Consider the following 21523-nt stretch of genomic DNA (forward strand, 5'->3'; position numbering starts at 1 on the left):
GGACAGCATGAGAACGCCCAGAGTGGACAACCGCATGCGAATAAAACTAATAGACGAACCGCATGAATCGCCCGAAGGACACGGACCGGTGGGTTTTGATCAGCGGTGGGTCATGGCGAGCAGCCAGCGCAGCGCCGCGACGGTGGCCGCGCCCAGTACGGCGACCTGCACCGAACCGGTGATGAGGGCGAGCGTCAGGCAGACCACCGCACCGGCGAACAAGGCTTCGAGCTTGTAGACCGGCCACGCCGTCCCGGCGATGTCCACGGTGGCGCGCGCGGGGGCCCGCTCGGTGTCCGTAGGGTTAACCACTGCCATACGGTCAGGGTAGGGGGAGACTTAAAGTTCGGTCAACCGAAACCTGGTGTCGGGAACAACACATGATCGGTGATGGTTGACCACGTCATGCCACTAATCGGAGAGTACGAACCCAGCCCGTCCGACTGGGCGCGCGAGCAGGCAGACCAGTACGACAACTCCGGGGGCGCCGAGGGTCATACCCTGCGCGGCGTTCCGATCATTCTGCTCACCACCCGCGGCAACAAGTCCGGCAAGCTGCGCAAGACGCCGCTCATGCGGGTCGAGCACGATGGTGAATACGCGGTGGTCGCCGCGCTCGGCGGCGCACCCAAGCATCCGGTCTGGTACTGGAACGTGAAGGCCGACCCGCACGTCGAGCTGCGCGACCGTGACGCCGTCGCCGACTACGACGCCCGCGAGGTCACCGGCGACGAGAAGGACCTCTGGTGGAAGCGCGCCGTCGAGGTCTGGCCGGACTACGCCGAGTACCAGAAGAAGACCGACCGTCAGATCCCGGTTTTCGTCCTGACGCCGCGCGCGTGAGCGTCGCCCGCCGCGACACCGGGAAGCGCGGCGGTCGATAGGAAAGGGCCCCGATCACGCTGTGATCGGGGCCTTTTCGCAGTGCCCGGATCCGCCTCGGCGTGGCGCCTGGCAACCGCGGCGCGCGAGCTGGTCGGTCCGCCGTGTTTGCCGGCGCGCCGGGTCGGGTTCCAGCAATCCGGGCATTCCGCACCGGAATCGGGCGGTGCCGCCGGTGGCGTGGGCGCTCCCAGCTAGCATGTTCGGGTGTCTGATCCGCTTGCTGTAGCAGAGAAAGTGTCCAATCCGCTGCCCGAATTGTCGGCGGATGAGATCGATGCGGCTGCGAAGCGAATTTCGGACATTATCGAGCCGACACCGCTGCAACGGAATCCGCGGCTGTCGGCGCTCACCGGGGCCGAGGTCTACCTCAAGCGTGAGGACCTCACCGCCGTGCGCTCCTACAAGATTCGCGGCGCCTACAACCTCATGGTGCAGCTGACCGAGGCCGAGAAGTCCGCCGGGGTGGTAACCGCCAGCGCCGGAAACCACGCCCAGGGCGTGGCTTTCGCGTGCCGGGCCATGGGCGTGCGCGGCCGCATCTACGTGCCGACCACCACCCCGAAGCAGAAGCGCGACCGAATCCGCGTGCACGGCGGCGAATTCGTGGAACTCATCGCCGTCGGCGACACCTACGACGCGGCCGCCGCGGCCGCCGCCGACGATGTCGCCCGCACCGGGGCCACCATGGTGCCGCCCTTCGACGATCCGCGCACCGCCGCCGGTCAGGGCACCATCGCGGCGGAATTCCTCGAACAGCTCGGCCGCCAGCCCGATCTGGTGGTGGTTCCGGTCGGCGGTGGCGGCTGCCTCGCCGGTGTCGCCACCTACCTGCGGGAGCGCTCGCCGCAGACCGCGCTGCTCGCGGCCGAACCCACCGGCGCGGCCTCCATGACCGCCGCCCTGGTGGCGGGCGGTCCGGTGACCCTGCCCGAGATCGATCCGTTCGTCGACGGCGCAGCCGTGCGGCGCATCGGCGCGGTCGGGTATCAGGCGGTGGTGCGCTTCGGCGGCGCGGTCCGTTCGCATGCCTCGCTGCCGCTGCTCACCAGCACCGAAACCCGTACGGGCGCGGGCTCTTTCCGCATGCTTCAGGTCGACGAGGGCGCGATCTGCACCGCCATGCTGGAGCTGTACCAGAACGAGGGCATCGTCGCCGAACCGGCGGGCGCGCTCGCGACCGCCGCGCTGGCGGAAATCGACGTCGAGCCCGGCTCGACGGTGGTGGTGCTGCTCTCCGGCGGCAACAACGACGTCTCCCGCTACGGCGAGGTCATCGAGCGCTCACTGGTCCATCAGGGACTGAAACACTATTTCCTGGTGGACTTTCCGCAGGAACCCGGTGCGCTGCGCCGCTTCCTCGACGAGGTTCTCGGACCCGACGACGACATCACCGTCTTCGAGTACGTCAAGCGCAACAACCGCGAAACCGGTGCGGCGCTGGTCGGCATCGAACTCGGCACGCCCTCGGGCCTCGAGCCGCTGCTCGAGCGCATGGACAAGGCCCCGATTCAATGCGAGCGCCTCGACCCGAAGTCGCCGGCCTACCGCTACCTGACCTGATCCGCTGAACCGTGTGGTCCGGCACTGCCGGACCACACGGGTTGCATTTCTCCCCTTGGGTTTTCAGGCGTGGAGCAAATATCCCGCCGCCGAGGTGTGGATGATCGGCGGCTCGCCGAGTTTGCGGTCGAGTCGGGTGATCACCTCGTCGATGCCGGTGGCGGGCGTGGCCGGATCGCTGCAGAAGGCGGCGATCTCGGCCGGGGTCACCAGGGTGCCCGCGCGGGCGGCGAGGAGCTCCAAGGCGCAGAACTCGCGGGTGGTCATGGTCAGCAACACTCCGCTGCGGCGGACGCGGCGGCGAAGGCGGTCGACAACCAGGTCGCCGATGGTGAGCACCGGCGTGGTCTGCATCCGGCGCGGCGTGCACAGCGCCCGGACCCGCGCGGCCAGTTCGTTCAACGAGAAGGGCTTGGCCAGATAGTCGTCCGCGCCGCCCGCGTAGCTCTCGCTGCGCGTGCCGACACCGTCGCGCGCGGTGATCAACAGGGCAGGTGTGTGATTACCCGATTCCCGTTGCCGCCGAACCAGATCCAGTCCGTCGCCGTCGGGTAGCCCGCGATCCACGATGAGGCAGTCGTAGAGCCGCACCCCGCACTGCTGTCCGGCGTCGGCGAGGTTGCGGGTCAGATCGACGATGAAGCCCGCGCCGCGCAGTCCGTCCGCGACGCGTTCGCCCAGCTGCTCGTCGTCCTCGCACACCAGGACCCATACGCTGCGAGCGGTCACTCCATCGTCGGACATGCGTTCACGGTGCCATAGTGATCGTGAACGAATCATGAGCGATCGCGCAGCGACCTCGCGGTGTTAACAGGCGGGGTCCGGGTACTTATAGGGGCACGCGCGGGAGTTAACGGCCGCGAGCGCCGCGGTCGATAAACGGGTAGTTCACTACGCGTGAAACCGAACGGTCAGAACGGGAGGCTGGCGTTCATGAAAAGGCTGGTGGTGTGCTGCGACGGCACCTGGAAGGCCGAGTCCAGCACGACGGTGTCCAACATCGTCAAGATCGCGGAAACGGTCAAGCTGACCGGGGCGGACCGGGAGGGGAAGTCCGTCGGTCAGCGGATCTATTACGTGTCGGGACCCGGATCGCGCGGGTTCATGTCCGACAGGCTGATGGGCGGCGCGTTCGGGCTCGGCCTGGAGGCCAATCTGTCGGCGGCCTACTGGCAGCTGGCGCTGAACTGGGAACTCGGCGACGAGATCTTCATCTTCGGGTTCAGCCGGGGCGCGTACACCGCGCGCAGCCTGGCCGGCATGATCAACCGCCTCGGAATACTGAAGTACGACGCCATGATTCACGGCAAGTACCCGAAGGCACTGGAGATCTACAAGACCCGCAAGAAGCACCCGGACGATCCGGATCCGCCCGAGTGGGCCGAATTCCGCGCCGAGTACTGCTACCCGCAGCGGCCGACCATCAACTTCCTCGGCGTCTTCGACACCGTCGGCGCGATGGGCGTGCCCGGGCTGACCGCGTGGAAGCACCGCTTCCACGATGTGCGGTTGTCGAAGATCGTGCTGTGCGCGCGGCAGGCCCTCGCCATCGACGAACGGCGGCGGGAATTCGCGCCCTGCCTGTGGGAGATTCCCGCCGACCAGAAGGAACTGTTCAACCGGCCCGACCGGGTCAAGCAGGTCTGGTTCGAGGGCGTGCACAGCGATATCGGCGGCGGCTACGCCGACTGTGGGCTGTCCGACATCACGCTGCGCTGGATGATCGCCGAGGCCGAAGCCGAGGGGCTGGCCTTCGACCACGATCGCCTCGACACCTTGCTGCAGGGTTGCCCGTTCGACGCCAGCCATTTGCACGATTCGCTCAGCCCGGGTTTCCGGGTGCTGAATCTCGTTCGGCTGGCGGCTAGTTGGCGCAGTCCGCGCTTCTACTGGGATTCCTGGCGCAAGCTGCTGCAGCCCGAGGATCAGGACAGCTTCCTGGCCTCGACGGTGCTGGATCGAAAGGACTACCGGCCGGCCAATATTCACCGCTGGTGCGCCGCCGACCACGGGCCGGTGCCACCGGATCTGGTCGAACCGATCGAACAGGTTCCGCTGCCGACGCCGGACGCGCGAGTGCTCTCGAGCTGACGGTCATGCTGATTTCCTCCTACCGGACTGTCGTCGCGGCGCTATCCTCGCATCGGCGGACTCCGGGAGGAGGTGCGCGCAGGGTGGTCGCTACCGAGCTGGTCGCGGGGTCGGTTTTCGCCGGATATGTCATCGAGCGCCGGTTGGGCGCGGGCGGGATGGGCACGGTCTATCTGGCCCGCCATCAGGTGCTGGACATGCCGGTCGCGCTGAAGGTGCTGACGCCCATGGTGACCGGCACCTCTGGCAGCGCCCAGTTCCGCCGGGAGGCGCAGCTGGTGGCGAACCTGGCGCATCCGAACATCGTGGACGTCAAGGACTTCGGTGACGAGCGCGGCACGCTGTGGATGGCCATGCAGTACGTGCCCGGCGGCGATCTCGCCGACCTCATCGAGGACAACCCGCACGGCATCGACCCCGACCGCGCCGTCCGCATGATCGCCGCGGTCGCCGACGCCCTCGATTACGCGCACGCCCAGCAGGTCATCCACCGGGACGTGAAGCCCGCCAATATCTTCCGCACCACCGGCACCGGCGGCACCGACTGGATCCTGATCGGCGACTTCGGCATCGCCCGCAGCCTCGCCGCCGACGACACTCTCACCGCCAGCGGCCGCTGGGCCTTCTCCCAGCCCTACGCCCCACCCGAACAACGCATCGGCCGCCCCGTCGGCCCCCGTGCCGACGTCCACGCCCTCGCCGTCACCCTCTACCAGCTCCTCACCGGCGAACTCCCCGCCGAATTACCCATCCCCGGAACCGATCCCAACCTCACCGCTCCCATGGCCCGCGTCCTGTCCAAGGGCACCGCCTGGAGCCTGGCCGACCGCCACGCCTCCTGTGGCGACCTTGCCACCGCCGCCACGCGCGCCCTACGCACCCGCCACCGCGTCGGCCGTACACCAGCCCTGAAGACCACCGGCCCGGTCCGACTGGCCGTCATGCTCCGACGCGTGACCGGCCGCGGGACCGGGTCGTCCACCGGCCGTGCGGTCGCGGAAACACTGGGAGCATTGGAACATCCGAGCCGCCCTTCCGGCGCGAACCGGCGGCGGATCGTCACGATCTCCACCGCGACCACCGGCCTCCTCGCAGTCGCGGCGGTGACGGCCGGTGTCCTGTATTGGAATACGACCTCCGACCCGGGCACCGCCGCACCGACCCCGGCGGCATCCATCACCGCTCGCTGCCTGTACACCACCACGGTCTCGGTGGCCCCCGGCACGCACGCCGTGATCCCCGCAACCGGCGACGGCGGCCGCCGCTGCATCCTCTCCCTCAAGGACGCCGCCCAGGGCCCGCTCGAGGGCGTGAAGGCCCTCCAGTCCGCCCTCCGCACCTGCTACAACACTGAAATCGCTGACACCGACGGTATTTTCGGCGCGGATACCAAGCGGGCCGTGCTCATCGTCCAGCAGCAACATTCCGTCACCACGGACGGTGTCTTCGGTCCGCAGACCTCCAACGCCATGACCTGGCCGGTCTACGCCGACGACAACACCCTCCAACCTCCTTGCCGCACCGTTCCGCGCTGAGCGGGCAGGTCAGCGGACGAGGAGGGCTACGGGGAGGCGGGCGAAGAGTTTTTCGAGGCGGGCTCGGCCGGAGAAGGTGTGGCCCGTCAGGCGGTCTGTCCAGTGGCCTTGGGGGAGGTCGATGACGGTGTCGGCCCAGCCGCCCGCCTCGTCGAGGCGGATGCTGTGGCGGGTGGCGGCGACGATGACTTCGGGGGTTTCGCCGGTGCGGCCTCGGGCGTAGGAGATGAGGTGGGCGGCGCGGTCGCCGGAGGCGAACAGGGGGGTGTAGGTGCCGCCTACGAAGCAGTCGGGGCGTTCGCGGCGCAGCCAGAGGGCGTAGGCGGCGATCCACATCTTGACCGCGCCGGAGGCGTCGAGATCGGGTGTGCCGGTGAGGGATTGCAGCAGCAGGGTGCGGTGGGTGAAGTCGACGGGGCGGCGGTTGTCGGGGTCGACGAGGGAGTCCTCCCACAGTTCGCAGCCCTGGTAGATGTCGGGGATGCCGGGACCGCACAGTTGCAGCAGCTTCTGCGAGAGCGAGTCGGTCCAGGCGTGGGCGGCCAGATCGTTGACGAACTCACCGAGCTCCGCGCCTACGGGGCCGTCCAGGACGCTGTCGATCCAGCGGTGCACCGCCGTCTCGAACTCGACATCCGGTTCCTCCCACGAGGATTGGGTCCCGGCCTCGCGAACGGCCTTCTCCGCGAACTGATGCAGCCGCTCGCGCAGCCCGGGCACGGTCGCGGCCGCCCGCCCGTCGGCGGGCCACACGCCGAACATGTTCTGCAACAGGAACAGTGTGGTCGCGCCGTCGGGCCCGGGCGCGATCTCCTCCCACGTGCTGACCGAACGCGCCCAGATATCGGGCACCTGCGAGAGCATCCCGATACGGGCGCGCACATCCTCGCCGCGCTTGGTGTCGTGCGTGGACAGCGTCGTCATGGTGGCGGGCCACCGCGCCGCGCGCTCGGCATTGGCCAGATGGAATTCGACGACCGAACGGCTGAACCGCGCCGGATCCGCCCCCATCTCCTGCAGCGACACCAGCCGCGCCGCGCGGTAGAACATGGTGTCCTCCACGGCTTTCGCGGTCATCGCGCCGCCCACCTGGTGGAAGCGGGTGGCGGCCTCACCGCCGACGGCCAGCGCGGTCACCAGCACCTGCAGCGGCGCGGTGAGCTCGGCATTGCGCCGCGCCACATCGGCCACCACCGCGCCGATCATCCCGGCCAGCGGCGCGTAGTCGGTGCGGTACACCGGCATGAACGACAGCACCTCGATGGCCGCGTTGGTGAGCGCCATGGTGTCGAAGGCGTCCGCGCGCGCATCGCGTTTGACGGCCGCGACCAGCCGCCGCACCTCGGGCACCAGCATGGTCTCCGCGACCGCGCGGCGAATCCGATGCTCCTGCTCGATGAACCAGGCGCGGTCGCTGCCGTGCCCGGTGAACTGCCGCGACAGTTCGGTCAGCTGCTTCTCGCCGTCGGGGTCGATGAGCACCCCGCCGAGTTCGGCGAGCGCGTCGTAGCCGGTGGTGCCGTCGATGGGCAGGGTGGCGTCGAGGGGTTCGTGCTCGGCGAGCACCTTCTCCACCAGCAGCAGCCGCTGCGGTCCGATCAGCGTGCGCAGCCGCCGCAGATACTCGCCGGGCCGGGCCAGTCCGTCCGGATGGTCCACGCGCACACCGTCGATCAGGTCGTGCTCACACCAGGCGGCCAGTTCGCGATGGGTGGCCTCGAAGACCGCGGGCTCCTCCTGCCGGATGGCGGCCAGCCCGCCGACGGTGAAGTAGCGCCGGTACCCGCACAGCCCCGACTTCCAATTGACCAGCCGGTAGTGCTGCCGGTCGTGGATGCGCAGCGCGTTCTCGCCGTCGGTGCCCGGGGCGATCGGGAAACGCATATCGTGCAGCGCCAGCATGGGTTCGGCGCCGGAGCGGTCCACGGTCAGCGCCGCGGGATCGTTCTCCCCGGCCAGCACCGGTAGCGCGATGCGCCCGCCCGCGCCGTTGCCCGGCGTCCAGTCGATGTCGAACCAGGTGGCGTACTGGGATTCCTTGCCCAGCCGCAGCACATCCCACCACCACGCGTTCTGCTGCGGATCGGCCACGCCCACGTGGTTGGGCACCAGATCGATGATCAGCCCCATGCCGCGGCTGCGGACCTCGTCGGCGAGGGCCTTGAGTCCGGTCGGCCCGCCGAGTCCGGCGGCGACCGCGGTGGGGTCGGTGACGTCGTAGCCGTGGGTGGAGCCGCGGGTCGCCGTCATGACGGGCGACAGGTACAGATGCGAAATGCCCAGCTGCTGCAGGTATTCGGCGATACCGCGCGCGTCGGCGAAGGTGAGCGCGTCGGGCCGCAACTGCAGGCGGTAGGTGCTGCGCACGGGCGTCTGCCGGGCGATGGGTCCGGTGTGGTGTTCGGGCGAGCTGGTCATGGCGGTATCGATCATGCCGTACGGCGCAGCACGAGCAGACAGCGTGCGGGCACTTGTACGGTGGTGGCGGCGGGGCGGACGGTCTGTTCGGCGGGATCGCCGGTGGCCGTGGAGCAATCCAGGACGGCTGACCAGGCCTTGCCGTAGCTCGTGGCGGGCAGTGTGAAATCGAGCTCTTCGTCATGAGCGTTGAAACACAGCAGGAACGAATCGTCGGTCACGGGCTCACCGCGCGGGCCGGGCTCGCGGATGCCGTCGCCGTTGAGGAAGACGGTCAGCGAGCGGGCGAAGGTGGTCATCCAGTCGGCGTCGGTCATCTCCGCGCCCGCCGGAGTGAACCAGGCGATGTCGCCGGGCCCCTGCGTGTCCGGGGCCGGATCGAAGAAGCGGCGTCGCCGGAAGATCGGGTGCGCGCGCCGCAATGCGACCGTGCGCGTGGTGAATTCGAGCAGATCGGCATGGGTGTGCATGAGGGTCCAGTCCATCCACGACAGCGGTGAATCCTGACAGTAGGCATTGTTGTTGCCCTGCTGGCTACGGCCGAATTCGTCGCCGTGCAACAGCATGGGCGTGCCTTGCGAGAGCATCAGGGTGGCGAGCAGATTGCGGGTCTGGCGGGCGCGCAGGGCCAGAATTTCCGGATCGTCGGTGGGTCCTTCGACGCCGCAGTTCCAGGAGCGGTTGTAGTTCTCGCCGTCGCGATTGTCCTCACCGTTGGCCGCGTTGTGTTTGTCGTTGTAGGACACCAGATCCGCGAGGGTGAAGCCGTCGTGCGCGGTCACGAAGTTGATGCTCGCGCACGGCCGCCGCCCTGTCGCTTCGTACAGATCCGAGGAGCCCGTCAGCCGGGAGGCGAACTCGCCCAGCGTCGCCGGTTGCCCACGCCAGTAATCTCGCACGGTGTCACGGTATTTGCCGTTCCATTCCGTCCAGGCGACCGGGAAATTGCCGACCTGATAGCCGCCTTCGCCGACATCCCAGGGTTCGGCGATCAGCTTCACCTGACTGACCACCGGGTCCTGTTGCACCATGTCGAAAAAGGTGGAAAGCCGGTCCACGTCATGCAATTCGCGGGCCAGGGTGGCGGCCAGATCGAACCGGAACCCGTCCACGTGCATGTCGAGCACCCAGTAGCGCAGCGAATCCATGATCAGCTGCAAGGCGTGCGGGTGCGCCATGTTGAAGCTGTTGCCGGTGCCGGTGTAATCCATGTAATGCTGCGGATCATCGTCCACCAGACGGTAATACGCGGCATTGTCGATGCCCCGGAAGCTCAGCGTCGGGCCGAATTCATTGCCCTCGGCGGTGTGGTTGTAGACCACGTCGAGAATGACCTCGATATCGGCGGCGTGGAAGGCGCGCACCATGGCCTTGAATTCGGTGACCCCGGAGGCGGGCGCGTCACCCGCCGCATACCCGCGATGGGGTGCGAAGTAGCCGAAACTGTTGTAGCCCCAATAGTTCCGCAGCCCGCGATCGAGCAGGATCCGGTCGTCGAGGAACTGGTGCACCGGCATGAGCTCGATGGCCGTGACACCCAGCGCGCGCAGGTGCTCGATGATCGCCGGATGCGCCATGCCCGAGAACGTCCCGCGTAGGGACGGCGGCACCTCGGGATGGGTGAAGGTCATCCCCTTCACATGCGCCTCGTAGATCACCGTCTCGTGATAGGGCCGCCGCGGCGCGCGATCGTCGGCCCAATCGAAATACGGGTTGATCACCACCCCGGTCATGGTGTGCCCGAGCGAGTTCTGCCCGTAGTTGTAGGGCGCGGAATCGGTCCCGAAATCGCCCTCGAACGCCTTGCCGTACGGGTCGAGCAGCAGCTTGCTGGGATCGCAGCGCAGTCCCTTGGCGGGATCGAAACGCCCGTGCACCCGGAACCCGTAGCGCTGCCCCGGCCCGATGCCCGGTAGATAGGCGTGCCACACATACCCGTCCACCTCGTCCAGGGGGATCCGGGTCTCGCGCTGATCGTCGCCGATCAGGCACAGTTCGACGCGCCGGGCGACCTCGGAGAACACCGAGAAGTTCGTCCCGGCGCCGTCATAGGTCGCGCCGAGCGGGTAGGCGGTTCCCGGCCAGACACCGAGCGCGGTGGAGCCGGGGGTCGCGGGAGCCATGCCCCGACCCTATCGAGCCGGTCCGCCGCCCGGTCAGAGTCCCCTGCGCCAGGTCTGCCCGACCAGATCCACACCGAAGCTGTGGTGCGGATTCGATTCCACGAGTGCGAAACCCGCGCGCTCGTACAGGTGCCGGGCCGAGGTCAGGATGCTGTTGGTCCACAGCACCATCTCGGTGTATCCGGCGTCCGCGGCGAAGCGCAGGCATTCGTCGACCAGGGCGCTGCCCACCCCCAGCCCGCGCGCGGACGGCTCGACCAGCAGCAGCCGCAGCCGGGCGGTGGTGTCGTCCTCGCGCATGCAGTAGACGCAGCCGACCGGATCGCCCTCGTATTCGGCGATCCAGGCCCGTTCCCGCTGCGGGTCATGGGAATTGAGCCAGTCGGCGACGATCTTGGCGGCCAGGGCCTCGTACTCGCCGTTCCAGCCGAACTCCTCGGCGTAGAGCTCGGCATTGCGGCGGATCACCCAGCCGTGGTCGCCCGGGCGCGGGGCGCGCAGCACGACGGCGGCCGGGTCGGCCTCGAGTTCGCTGTCGAGGATCTGTTCGATGGTGCGCATGGCCCCGACCAGCCGGGTCTGCACGACAGGGGAGTGCTCGCCGAGCAGGCCGCCGATCTGTTCGTCGGTGCGCTGGTTCAGGACGTCGAAGGCGGCGCGACCGAGCCCGGTCAGCTCGACGATCTGCCGCCGCCCGTCGGCCTGAGACCGGCGCCGGGCCACCAGTCCGCGCTCCTCGAACCGGGCCAGAATCCGGCTGAGATACCCCGCGTCCAGATCCAGCGCCAGCCGTAGATCCACCACCTCGGCGGCCCCGAAGTTGGCCAGCTCGAACAGGATCCGACCCTCGGTGAGCGAGTATTCGGTGCCCAGCATGCCGCCTTGCAGCACGCCGATGATGCGGGTGTAGCGCCGGTTGAAGGCGCGCACGGCCGCGATGTGGTGCGCCTCGATCGGCTGATCGGCGGTGCTCGTCCCGCCCTCGACAGAGTTGGTTGTCACGACGACTCCAATCCTTTGACCGAGTCAAAGAATACGCGGGAGCGGCCGGGTCGGGAATGGTTCGTGGTAACTTGAACACCGTTCAAGCCCGCTCCTCGTAAGGACTCACCGTGGCAGTGACTGCTTCCGGCAAGGCGTTGACTCCCGCTGAGATCACCGCGCTCGACGCCGCGCACGTGTGGCATCCCTACGGCGGTTTCCCGGCCGGGACCGAACCGCTCATCGTGGCGTCCGCGTCCGGGACCCGGCTCACCCTCGCCGACGGGCGGGAGCTGGTGGACGGGATGAGTTCGTGGTGGGCGGCCGTGCACGGGTACCGGCACCCGGTGCTGGACGCGGCATTGCTCGCGCAGGCCGGGAAGATGAGTCACGTGATGTTCGGGGGGCTCACCCACGAACCGGCCGTGCGGTTGTCGCAATTGCTGGTCGAGCTCACGCCCGAGGGGCTGGACAAGGTCTTCCTCTGCGACTCCGGATCGGTGTCGGTCGAGGTCGCGGTGAAGATGTGCCTGCAATATCAGCGGGCGATCGGGCGGCCGGAGAAGCATCGGCTGATGACCTGGCGCGGCGGGTACCACGGGGACACCTTCACCCCCATGAGCGTGTGCGATCCCGAGGGCGGAATGCACTCACTGTGGACGGATGTCCTTGTGCCGCAGGTCTTCGCCAGCGCGCCGCCGGAAGAGTATGTGCCCGAGTATGTTTCCGAGTTGGAGCGGGTGATCGCCGCGCACGCGCACGAACTGGCCGCGGTCATCGTGGAACCGGTCGTGCAGGGCGCGGGCGGCATGCGCTTCCACGACCCGCGCTATCTGGCGGATCTGCGGCGACTCTGCGACGAGCACGGCGTCCTGCTCGTCTTCGATGAGATCGCCACCGGATTCGGCCGCACCGGAACACTTTTCGCGGCCGAGCAGGCCGGAGTCCGGCCCGACGTGATGTGCGTGGGCAAGGCGCTCACCGGCGGCTACCTGACCCTCGCCGCCGCCCTGTGTACATCCGAGATCGCCGAAACCCTCAGCCGCGAGCACGGCGGCCTCATGCACGGCCCGACCTTCATGGGCAACCCCCTCGCCTGCGCGGTCGCGGTCGCCTCCATCGAACTGCTGCTCTCCCGCGACTGGCAGGCGGAAGTACGCGGCATCGAAGCCGCACTGACCACGGGCCTCGCCCCGGCCCGCGCCCTCCCCGGCGTCGCGGACGTCCGGATTCGCGGCGCCATCGGCGTCATCCAGCTCGACCACCCCGTGGACATGCGCAAAACCACCCACGCCGCCGTCGAATCCGGAGTCTGGCTGCGCCCCTTCCGCGACCTCATCTACTGCATGCCACCCTTCATCAGCACACCGGACGACGTCCGCCGCATTACCACCGCCATGTGCGCGGCCGCGGCCGTCTGACCTGACGAGCGCGTACGAGCAGGGCCACCGGCTCGTTCCTCGACGAGAAATACCTCTGAAACAGAGCTATTGTTGGAGGCGTGCCCGAACCTCATGACGCCGAGGACCATGCCGAGCTGATGACCCTGCTGTTCGGCAGCATGGGTCGACTGCGGCGGCAGGTCGGCCGACTGGCCGGGCGGTCCTTCGACGAGCCGGGGCTGTCGGGCGCACAGTCGGAATTCTTGCGCCTGGTCGGGCGGCGGCCCGGGATCTCCGTGAAAGAGGCCGCCGGCGAACTGGGTTCGGCCGCCAACAGCGTCTCGACCCTCGTCACCGAGCTGGTCAAGGCGGGATTGCTGGTGCGCGAACCCGATCCGCGGGATCGCCGCACCATGCGGCTGTCGCTGGCCCCTGACGCGCAGGTCCTCGCCGACGAGACGCGCCGCCACCGGCATGCGGTCGTCGCCGAGGCGCTCGATCAACTCACCGAAACCGAACGCGCGCAACTGCGTCAGGGGCTGACCGCCATGACTCGGCTCACCGACCTGCTGCACGAGCGCGAGCACTCTCCTGGGGGCGATCGATGACCAGTGTGCCCGCCGTCGAATGTGTCGGCCTCACGCATCATTACGGCGACACCGCTGTCGTCGACGATTTCGACATGACCATCGCGCGCGGCGAGGTGTTCGGGCTGCTGGGACCCAACGGCGCGGGCAAGTCCACCACTATCCGGCTGCTCACCACGCTCATGCCCATCCAGTCCGGGACGGTTCGAGTGTTCGGGCTCGACGTATCCACGCACGCCGCCGACGTCCGCTACAACCTCGGTTATGTGCCGCAACAGCTCTCGATCGAGGCGGGGCTGACCGGGCGGCAGAATGTGGCCTGGTTCGCGCGGCTGTTCGACGTGCCGCGCGCCGAACGCGCCGACCGGGTGAACGAGGTGCTCGACGCCATGCACCTGCTCGACGTGGCGGATCGCCTGGCGGGCAGCTACTCCGGCGGCATGATCCGCCGACTGGAACTGGCGCAGGCCCTGGTCAACCGGCCCGCGCTGCTCGTACTCGACGAACCCACGGTCGGCCTGGATCCCATTGCGCGCGACAGCGTCTGGGAACGGGTCGCGCACATGCGGGCGGAGTACGGCACCACCGTGCTGCTCACCACCCACTACATGGCCGAGGCCGACGCGCTCTGCGATCGCATCGCGTTGCTGCACAAAGGCGTGCTGCGCGCGACCGGCTCACCCGCCGAACTCAAGGCCGGGATCGGCCCCGGGGCGAGCCTCGAGGACGTCTTCAGGCGGGCCGCGGGGGAGGGGCTCGACGATGCCACCGAAGGGAATCTGCGCAATGTCCGAAGTACTCGCCGGTCGGCCCGGCGCATGGGCTGACACCCCGTTCACCCCCGTCCTCGCCCCGCGCGGCTGGGCCCGCGTGCCCCGATTGGCCTCGCGGATCGGCACTTTCGCGCTGGTGGAGATCCAGAAGCTACGCCACGACCAGACCGAGGTGCTGACCCGCGCCATCCAGCCGGTGCTGTGGATGGTGATCTTCGGGACCACCTTCTCGCGGCTGCACACCCTGCCCACCGGGTCGGTGCCCTATCTGGATTTCCTCGCGCCCGGCGTGATCGCGCAGTCCGCGCTGTTCATCGCCATCTTCTACGGCATCCAGATCATCTGGGACCGCGACGCCGGGATTCTCACCAAACTGCTCGTCACCCCGACCCCGCGCGCGGCGCTCATCACCGGAAAGTGTTTCGCCGCAGGGGTTCGCGCCATCGCCCAGATCCTGGTGATCGTGGTGGTCGCGCTGCTGATGGGTGTCGGGTTGACCGGCAATCCGCTGCGGCTGCTCGCGACCGTCCCGGCCGTGTTCCTCGGGACGGCGTTCTTCGCCTGCCTGTCGATGACCATCGCCGGGCTGGTGCAGGCGCGCGATCGGCTGATGGGCATCGGGCAGGCCATCACCATGCCGCTGTTCTTCGCCTCCAACGCCCTGTATCCGGTGGATCTGATGCCGGGCTGGCTGCGGGTGGTCAGCCACATCAATCCGCTCAGCTACGAGGTGGACGCGTTGCGGGGCCTGCTGATCGGTACGCCGGCCAACCTGTGGCTCGACTTCGGCGTGCTCGCCGGGGCGGCAGCGCTCAGCGTCGCTACGGCCTCGGCCCTGCTGGGCCGTCTGGTCCGGTAGTCGATCGCGGTTGTCGGCCACCGGCGTGGTGTTCCACTCGCTCGCGGCGAGTCCTCAGCGGTTAGCTCGTCTTTCGCGCACTTTGTCTGAATTGTCGCTGTCGGACAGGACTTCCCAGACTCTGAACACGCAGTGATACTCGTCGGACCAGCCGCGGGCGATCAACATGAAGGTGTCACCGTCGCGCAGGATCGTGCGGCGGCTGATCAACCTCGGATGATCGGGAATGAATTTCGAGACGAGGTCCGGGACCTTCGCGAGGGCTTGTTCGCGGGTTCCCACCACCTCGGTGAGGATCTTCGGACTCCAAGTTTTGCTCTCGCCGAAGCCGGTCGTCTGCTCGACCACTATTGCCCATCGTGGCATCGCGCAGCCTCCTTACGAATCCCAGCATAGTCCCGCCCACCGACACCCATGGCCTCCTGAACGGCGTTCAAGTATGCTTCCGAGCTGTGACTGCCGATCCCTTGAGCTGGCTCGACGCCCGCGCCGCCGAGCGCGTGGACGCCGGACTGCGCCGCGCGCTGCGCCCCCGCACCGCCGAGCAGACGAGCATCGACCTGGCCTCCAACGACTACCTCGGGCTGGTGCGCCACCCCGAGGTGATCGCGGGGGCCGTCGCCGCGATCCAGCGCTGGGGCGCCGGCGCGACCGGCTCCCGGCTGGTCACCGGCACCACCGCCGAACACGAACAGCTCGAGACCGAACTCGCCGAATTCGTCGGCGCGGAAGCCGGATTGGTGTTCGCCTCCGGGTACGCCGCCAACCTGGGCGCGGTCACCGCGCTGGCGGGCCGTGGGGCGCTGGTGGTTTCGGACGCGGGCAGTCACGCTTCGCTGGTCGATGCCTGCCGGTTGTCGCGGGCCCGGGTGGAGATCGCACCGCACCGCGACCCGGACGCCGTGGATCGGTTGCTGTCGCAGCGCAAGGAGGAGCGGGCACTGGTGCTCACCGACTCGGTGTTCAGCGCCGACGGCGATCTTGCGCCCCTCAGCGAACTGCATCGGGTGACCCGCGCCAACGGTGCGGTGCTCGTCGTCGACGAGGCGCACGGGCTGGGGGTGCGCGGCGACGGCGGCCGCGGACTGGTCCACGAATGCGGGCTCGCCGGTGAACCGGACCTGGTCATCACCGCGACCCTCTCCAAAGCCTTTGCCGCGCAGGGCGGTGTGGTGCTCGCGAGCGAACGCGTGCGCGCCCACCTCATCGATACCGCGCGCACCTTCATCTTCGACACCGGTCTCGCCCCGGCGGCAGTGGGCGCGGCGCGGGCGGCGCTCGGGCTGCTGCGCCGCGATCCGGGCATGGCGCAGCGGGTGTTGGACCGTGCCGCCGACCTGGCCCGCATCGCCGGTGTCGGGCAACCGGATTCGGCGGTCGTGTCGGTTGTGCTGGGGGAGGCGCAGGTCGCCTACGACGCCGCGCAGGCGTGCATCGCCCGGGGCCTGTCGGTCGGGTGCTTCCGCCCGCCGTCGGTGCCCGAGGGCACCTCCCGGCTGCGGCTGACCGCGCGTGCCGACCTCACGCCCGGCGAGCTCGCCACCATCGCGACGATTCTCACCGAGGTGCTCGCCGAAGCCCGTGCCCGCGAGGCGGTTCCCGCGTGACCCGCCTGCTGTTCGTCACCGGCACCTCCACCGATGTCGGCAAGACCATCGTCACCGCGGCGCTGGCGGCCACCGCTGCCGCCTCCGGGCTGAACGTCGCCGTCTGCAAACCGGCCCAAACCGGCGTCGCCCCCGGCGAACCCGGCGATCTGGCCGTCATCACCGGGCTGAGCGGTGTCACCCGCACCGTCGAACTGGCCCGCTACCCGGAGCCTTTGGCCCCGGACACGGCGGCCAGGCGCAGCGGCCACCCGCTGCTGACCCTGTCCGAGACCGTCGCCGGGATCGAGTCCTGCGCGGACGCCGACCTGGTGCTGGTCGAGGGCGCGGGCGGGCTGCTGGTCCGCATCGGTGACTTCACCCTGCTGGATCTGGCCCAGAAGCTCAGCGCCCCGGTGCTGTTGGTCGCGGCGGCGGGTCTGGGCACCCTCAACCACAGCGAACTCACCACCCGGACGCTGGCCGCGGCGGGAGTGGAGTGCGCGGGCCTGGTGATCGGCTCCTGGCCCGCGGACCCGGATCTGGCCTCCGAATGCAACCGCACCGATCTGCCCGCCGTCACCGGTGTCGATCTGGTCGGCTCGCTGCCGGAGGGTGCGGGCGGCTGGGACGCATCCGATTTCGCGGCCGCGGCTCCCACCTGGTTCGATCCGGCCTGGTCGGCCAGCTACCTTCGCTGAATCGACCTAGGCTGAATCGGTTCCCGGACCGAAGAACTCGCGCAAGGCAGCCGCGACCGGCGTGAAATCGTCGGGATGATGAAACAGCCCCTCCAGCACTGTGAGCCGTGAATCCGGTAGGGCCGCATCGAGTTTCGCCATGCTCTCCAGCCCGTATCGATCACTGGCCGAGCCCGCCAGTAGCAGGGCCGGGGTGGTGGTGCCGGTCCAGCGGGTCACGTCCGGATCCATCGCGGCCAGGCATTCGAGGTCGGCGACCAATCCGGTCGCGCGGGTGGCCAAGGCCGCGCCCATCGCGCGCAGGATGCGGTCCGGAATCGGGGAATCGCTGATGGCGGTGAGGAATTCCATGACGGCGTCGGCGGGCTGGTCGGCGACGAGTTCGCGGACTCGTTGCAAGGTCGGGACCAGCGGGCCGCCCGCGAACGTCAAGGGCGCCTCGTACAGCGCGAAGCGCCGGATGTTCGGGATACCGGCGGCGAGGGCTTCCAGGGTGACCAGTCCGCCCGCGGAGTGCCCGAAGACGAAACTCGGGCCGTCCAGGTGTTCGAGCACCGCGGCCAGGTCTTGCGCCTGCCGCGCGAAAGTGTGCGGGCCCGTGCTGTTTTCGCTCGGCGCGTAGTCGCGTCGACCGACCAGTACCACGCGGTAATCGGTGGCGAGCAGTTCGGCGAGTTGCCGGTACATCTCCATGGAGACCAACGCGCCGTGCACGATCACCAGGGGCGGTCCCGCACCGACCGTATGGAAGACGATCCGCGTGCCGTCGGCCGATACGACGCTGTCGGTAGTTGTCCACATGCCCCCATCGTGCCCGTCACCCCGGTCGGCGCGCTTGCGTAGACCTTGCGCCGCTGCGGTACTCGGGCTCACTCGGGCCGGGTGAGGAAGGCCCTTTTCAGTAGGGTGGCCAGCTGGGCCTGGTCCTCGTCGGTGAGGCGGCCCAAGCCCTCGTGAGTGGTGTGCATCCGGGCGCGGATCGCGTCGGTGATCTGCTCGCCCTCGGCGGTGATGACGAGGTTGGTGACGCGCCGGTCCGAGGCGCTGGGTTCGCGGCGCACCAGGCCGCGCTTCTCGAGGCGGTCGATGATGCCGGTCACGTTGGAGGCGTCGCAGACCATGATCTCGGCCAGGGCGCGCATGGCGACGGGGCCGCGACGCAGGACGACGAGGGCCTTGCCCTGGGTCGCGGTGAGGTTCTCACTCGCGGCGGCCTGGGTGAAGTCGCCGTAGTAGACGCCGAGCGACAGCGAGAGCAACTCCATGAGCTTGGTGGTGTCGACGTGGGGAGTTGCTGCCATACGGGCCAGCCTATCCGCAGAAACTTGACTATCTCAAATATTTGGCATTAGCGTCAGGCTGAATTACTTGAAGTTCTCAACCTTCTACGTTGCCAAGCAACCATGAGGAGCACTCCGTGACCGTCACCGACACCTCCCGCGCGGCCCAACTGCTCGACCGGCCCATCACGCTCAACGGGCTGACCGTGCCGAACCGCATCGTCATGGCGCCGATGACCCGCATGTTCTCCCCGGGCGGCGTGCCCGGTGAGGATGTGCGGTCCTACTACGCGCGCCGCGCCGCCGCGGGTGTCGGCCTGATCGTCACCGAGGGCACCTACGTGGGCCACGATTCGGCCGGGCAGAGCGACCGGATTCCACGGTTCCACGGTGCGGAGCAACTGGCGGGCTGGGCCAAGGTGGCCGAGGACGTGCACGCCGCGGGCGGGACGATCGTGCCGCAGCTGTGGCACATCGGCATGGTGCGCAACGACGGCGAGGCGCCCTACCCCGACGCACCGGCCGTGGGCCCCTCCGGCATTCGCGTCGACGGCACCGAACCCACCGGCAAGGCCATGACGCAGGCCGACCTGGACGATGTCGTCAACGCCTTCGCCCAGGCCGCCGCGGACGCCGAGCGCATCGGCTTCGACGGCGTCGAACTGCACGGCGCGCACGGCTACCTGCTCGACCAGTTCCTGTGGTCGCACACCAACCGCCGAACCGATTCCTACGGTGGCGATTCCGTGGAACGCACCAAGTTCGCGGCCGAGATCGTGGCGGCGGTCCGCGCGGTCGTCTCACCCGAATTCCCGGTGATCTTCCGCTACTCCCAGTGGAAGCAGGAGGCTTACAGCGCGCGCCTCGCCGAAACCCCGCAGGAGTTGGAAGCCATCCTGGCCCCGCTCGCCGCCGCGGGCGTCGACGCCTTCCACGCCTCCACCCGCCGCTACTGGCTGCCGGAGTTCGAGGACTCGGACCTCAACCTGGCCGGGTGGACCAAGAAGCTCACCGGCAAGACCACGATCACCGTCGGCTCGGTCGGTCTCGACGGCGACTTCCTGCGCGCCTTCGTCGGCCACGGCGCTCCCCTCGGCAGCCTCGACAACCTCCTCGACCGCCTCGAGCGCGACGAATTCGACATGGTCGCCGTCGGCCGCGCTCTCCTGCAAGACCCCGAGTGGGCCGCCAAAGTCCTTGCCGGACAGCTCGACGACCTGAAGCCCTACGACGCGGCGGCCCTGAAGACGCTCAGCTAGCCGTCGACGTCCCGCGCTCCCGATCGTGGTGCGGATTACCGGTGGGTGACGACCTGGCTCGGAGCCACGGAGGCGGGAGCGGCGCGCAGGGCGTCGAGGACGCGGGAGAGGGAGCGGCGCTGGGTGGCGGCGACGTGGGCCTCGGAGCCGAGTAAGCCATTGCGGCGGAACGGCTCTCGCAGCTTCGCCCGCTGCCGGAGAGCGATGATCGCCGGGTGATCGCGGGCGGGTTCGGCGTCGGGGTCCACGAAGGTGCGGACTATGCGGCCGGTGGTGCCCCAGACCAGGCGCGACACCACCGGGCGCAGCAGCGGTGCGGCGTGTTCGCGAAAGCGTTGGGGGAGTACGCGTTCGGCGCGGATTCCGCCGGTGAGCAGAGCCTCGGTGAGGATCTCGGTGTCGTCGTCGGGTGGAGCGAACACGAGGGTGGCGGTGCGGTTGAGCGTGGTGGCGTCGTCGATCGAGTGGGGGAGCAACTCGTCGGGAACACCCATCAGATAGGCGATCCAGCACCAGAGTTGGCGCACGGACTCGACTTCCTGCGCGGTCAGCGGGATGTCGAGCAACTCGTACATGGTCAAGGGGATCAGCAGGAACGCCTGGGCGGTGGTCGCCATGCCGGTGGTGTGGATCGGCTCGCCCCAGGCAGTCGTGTTCCAGCGTCCGCTGTGGCGGAGGTGACGGCGAACCATGGCGTGTACGAACCGGATTCGCACGGTCGCGTCGAACCCGGTGCCGCCCGGTGTCAGGGTGCCCGGCTCGGTGGCGGTCAGCACCCAGCGGGCAGTCTCCTCGTATCTGCGGGCGGCCATGATCGTCGACCGCGAGTTCATGGCCTGCGGCTTGTTGAGATCGCCGAACGCGTACGCGGTCAGCAGACTGCCGCCCATCCCGACGATGACGGCGGGCGCGAAACGCCACCACAGTCGCGCGCCGCCGCGAACCCGGTCGGCGTCGAACCAGTCGGGTGGTGACAGCAGCGGAATGAGCAGCTCCCGCAAGGAGTCCGGCGCACCCGCCGGATGCGGATCACGCTCGCGCAGGGCCGTATCGAGCAGGCGCCAACCCGCGCCCCGCTCCAACGCCGCGAAATCCTCGACCACCCTGTCGATGGCGGTGTCGGTGCGGAACAGTCCCCGGGCGACGCGGTTCACCGCATCCTCGGGGACACGCTGCCGGGCCCGCTCGATGCGCTCCGCGCGGCCGGGGTCGAATGGAATCGTCTGCGTGGTCATATCTCTCCCCACCTCGTCGAAGCTGTGAATTCGACGGTAGGAAACGGGGATTCACGCGGACAGGTGACAGCCGGACCCGTTTTTGTTAGTTTCCGCCACATGGGCGAGGCGGGGCGGCCGGGTCGATGGCAGATCGAACGACCGGCGGTATCGGCCCGGCTGCTGCTGGACACTGGATGCGACCACGGCCTGCCGACTGCCGGGCCGGGAACACGGCCACGGACGTGGAGTCGCCCGGGGCGCTGGTGCGCCCGACGCCGAATTGCGG

General features: G+C 68.8%; 20 protein-coding genes. 11 read left to right on the forward strand and 9 right to left on the reverse strand.

Annotation, left to right across the window (positions count from 1 at the left end; translation table 11 throughout):
* Positions 1 to 99 precede the first annotated feature (99 nt).
* On the reverse strand, positions 100 to 318 hold the full coding sequence (locus ACWELQ_RS09835) for a hypothetical protein (RefSeq protein ID WP_452396631.1): 219 nt from the start codon (positions 316 to 318) through the stop codon (positions 100 to 102).
* A gap of 87 nt (positions 319 to 405) precedes the next feature.
* Between ACWELQ_RS09835 and ACWELQ_RS09840 the strand changes: the two genes are divergently transcribed.
* On the forward strand, positions 406 to 843 hold the full coding sequence (locus tag ACWELQ_RS09840) for a nitroreductase family deazaflavin-dependent oxidoreductase (protein WP_452396632.1): 438 nt from the start codon (positions 406 to 408) through the stop codon (positions 841 to 843).
* 246 nt (positions 844 to 1089) lie between these two features.
* Positions 1090 to 2445: a threonine ammonia-lyase IlvA gene (gene ilvA, locus ACWELQ_RS09845; protein WP_452396633.1), complete on the forward strand. Its 1356-nt coding sequence runs from the start codon at positions 1090 to 1092 to the stop codon at positions 2443 to 2445.
* A gap of 63 nt (positions 2446 to 2508) precedes the next feature.
* Here the strand turns inward: ilvA and ACWELQ_RS09850 are convergent, their stop codons facing one another.
* Positions 2509 to 3189, reverse strand: coding sequence for a response regulator transcription factor (locus ACWELQ_RS09850; RefSeq protein WP_452396634.1), 681 nt, complete (start codon positions 3187 to 3189; stop codon positions 2509 to 2511).
* 189 nt (positions 3190 to 3378) lie between these two features.
* Here ACWELQ_RS09850 and ACWELQ_RS09855 point away from each other — a divergent pair, with 189 nt between their 5' ends.
* Both ACWELQ_RS09855 and ACWELQ_RS09860 read left to right on the forward strand, forming a co-directional pair.
* Positions 3379 to 4536, forward strand: a complete 1158-nt coding sequence (locus tag ACWELQ_RS09855) for a DUF2235 domain-containing protein (protein WP_452396635.1) — start codon at positions 3379 to 3381, stop codon at positions 4534 to 4536.
* Between the two features lie 83 nt (positions 4537 to 4619).
* Positions 4620 to 6071 (forward strand): serine/threonine-protein kinase, encoded by a 1452-nt coding sequence (locus ACWELQ_RS09860; RefSeq protein WP_452396636.1) that lies wholly within the window; start codon positions 4620 to 4622, stop codon positions 6069 to 6071.
* Between the two features lie 9 nt (positions 6072 to 6080).
* Here the strand turns inward: ACWELQ_RS09860 and treY are convergent, their stop codons facing one another.
* From treY to ACWELQ_RS09875, 3 genes are read right to left on the reverse strand one after another with little or no spacing between them, the layout of a single operon-like run.
* The gene (treY, locus tag ACWELQ_RS09865) at positions 6081 to 8489 is read right to left on the reverse strand and encodes a malto-oligosyltrehalose synthase (RefSeq protein ID WP_452396637.1); all 2409 of its coding nucleotides are present in this window, start codon (positions 8487 to 8489) and stop codon (positions 6081 to 6083) included.
* Positions 8490 to 8500: 11 nt separating this feature from the next.
* Complete coding sequence (gene glgX, locus ACWELQ_RS09870) at positions 8501 to 10612, reverse strand: glycogen debranching protein GlgX (RefSeq protein ID WP_452396638.1); 2112 nt, start codon at positions 10610 to 10612, stop codon at positions 8501 to 8503.
* A gap of 33 nt (positions 10613 to 10645) precedes the next feature.
* Positions 10646 to 11614: a bifunctional helix-turn-helix transcriptional regulator/GNAT family N-acetyltransferase gene (locus ACWELQ_RS09875; RefSeq protein WP_452396639.1), complete on the reverse strand. Its 969-nt coding sequence runs from the start codon at positions 11612 to 11614 to the stop codon at positions 10646 to 10648.
* Positions 11615 to 11724: 110 nt separating this feature from the next.
* Between ACWELQ_RS09875 and ACWELQ_RS09880 the strand changes: the two genes are divergently transcribed.
* The 4 genes from ACWELQ_RS09880 (at position 11725) to ACWELQ_RS09895 (ending at position 15194) form a co-directional block, all read left to right on the forward strand.
* Positions 11725 to 13014 carry an adenosylmethionine--8-amino-7-oxononanoate transaminase gene (locus tag ACWELQ_RS09880; RefSeq protein WP_452396640.1) on the forward strand — a complete coding sequence of 430 codons (1290 nt, stop codon included), beginning with the start codon at positions 11725 to 11727 and terminating at the stop codon, positions 13012 to 13014.
* Between the two features lie 80 nt (positions 13015 to 13094).
* Positions 13095 to 13583, forward strand: a complete 489-nt coding sequence (locus ACWELQ_RS09885; protein ID WP_452396641.1) for a MarR family winged helix-turn-helix transcriptional regulator — start codon at positions 13095 to 13097, stop codon at positions 13581 to 13583.
* Positions 13580 to 14389, forward strand: a complete 810-nt coding sequence (locus ACWELQ_RS09890) for an ABC transporter ATP-binding protein (protein WP_452396642.1) — start codon at positions 13580 to 13582, stop codon at positions 14387 to 14389. The genes ACWELQ_RS09885 and ACWELQ_RS09890 overlap by 4 nt, the downstream gene beginning before the upstream one ends.
* Positions 14349 to 15194: an ABC transporter permease gene (locus tag ACWELQ_RS09895; protein WP_452396643.1), complete on the forward strand. Its 846-nt coding sequence runs from the start codon at positions 14349 to 14351 to the stop codon at positions 15192 to 15194. Before ACWELQ_RS09890 ends, ACWELQ_RS09895 begins: the two co-directional genes overlap by 41 nt.
* A 54-nt stretch (positions 15195 to 15248) precedes the next feature.
* Here ACWELQ_RS09895 and ACWELQ_RS09900 read toward each other — a convergent pair whose 3' ends face one another.
* On the reverse strand, positions 15249 to 15542 hold the full coding sequence (locus ACWELQ_RS09900) for a hypothetical protein (RefSeq protein WP_452396644.1): 294 nt from the start codon (positions 15540 to 15542) through the stop codon (positions 15249 to 15251).
* 104 nt (positions 15543 to 15646) lie between these two features.
* Between ACWELQ_RS09900 and ACWELQ_RS09905 the strand changes: the two genes are divergently transcribed.
* Positions 15647 to 16801 (forward strand): 8-amino-7-oxononanoate synthase, encoded by a 1155-nt coding sequence (locus ACWELQ_RS09905; RefSeq protein WP_452396645.1) that lies wholly within the window; start codon positions 15647 to 15649, stop codon positions 16799 to 16801.
* Positions 16798 to 17481, forward strand: a complete 684-nt coding sequence (gene bioD / locus ACWELQ_RS09910; protein WP_452396646.1) for a dethiobiotin synthase — start codon at positions 16798 to 16800, stop codon at positions 17479 to 17481. The genes ACWELQ_RS09905 and bioD overlap by 4 nt, the downstream gene beginning before the upstream one ends.
* 6 nt (positions 17482 to 17487) lie before the next feature.
* On the opposite strand, the gene ACWELQ_RS09915 is transcribed toward bioD, so the two are convergent.
* Positions 17488 to 18282, reverse strand: a complete 795-nt coding sequence (locus ACWELQ_RS09915; RefSeq protein ID WP_452396647.1) for an alpha/beta fold hydrolase — start codon at positions 18280 to 18282, stop codon at positions 17488 to 17490.
* A gap of 68 nt (positions 18283 to 18350) precedes the next feature.
* Positions 18351 to 18782 carry a MarR family winged helix-turn-helix transcriptional regulator gene (locus ACWELQ_RS09920; RefSeq protein ID WP_452396648.1) on the reverse strand — a complete coding sequence of 144 codons (432 nt, stop codon included), beginning with the start codon at positions 18780 to 18782 and terminating at the stop codon, positions 18351 to 18353.
* Between the two features lie 116 nt (positions 18783 to 18898).
* Between ACWELQ_RS09920 and ACWELQ_RS09925 the strand changes: the two genes are divergently transcribed.
* On the forward strand, positions 18899 to 20020 hold the full coding sequence (locus ACWELQ_RS09925; RefSeq protein ID WP_452396649.1) for an NADH:flavin oxidoreductase: 1122 nt from the start codon (positions 18899 to 18901) through the stop codon (positions 20018 to 20020).
* Between the two features lie 35 nt (positions 20021 to 20055).
* Here ACWELQ_RS09925 and ACWELQ_RS09930 read toward each other — a convergent pair whose 3' ends face one another.
* Positions 20056 to 21255, reverse strand: coding sequence for an oxygenase MpaB family protein (locus ACWELQ_RS09930; protein WP_452396650.1), 1200 nt, complete (start codon positions 21253 to 21255; stop codon positions 20056 to 20058).
* Between the last annotated feature and the right edge of the window lie 268 nt (positions 21256 to 21523).

The organism is Nocardia sp. NPDC004722 (genome assembly GCF_053601505.1).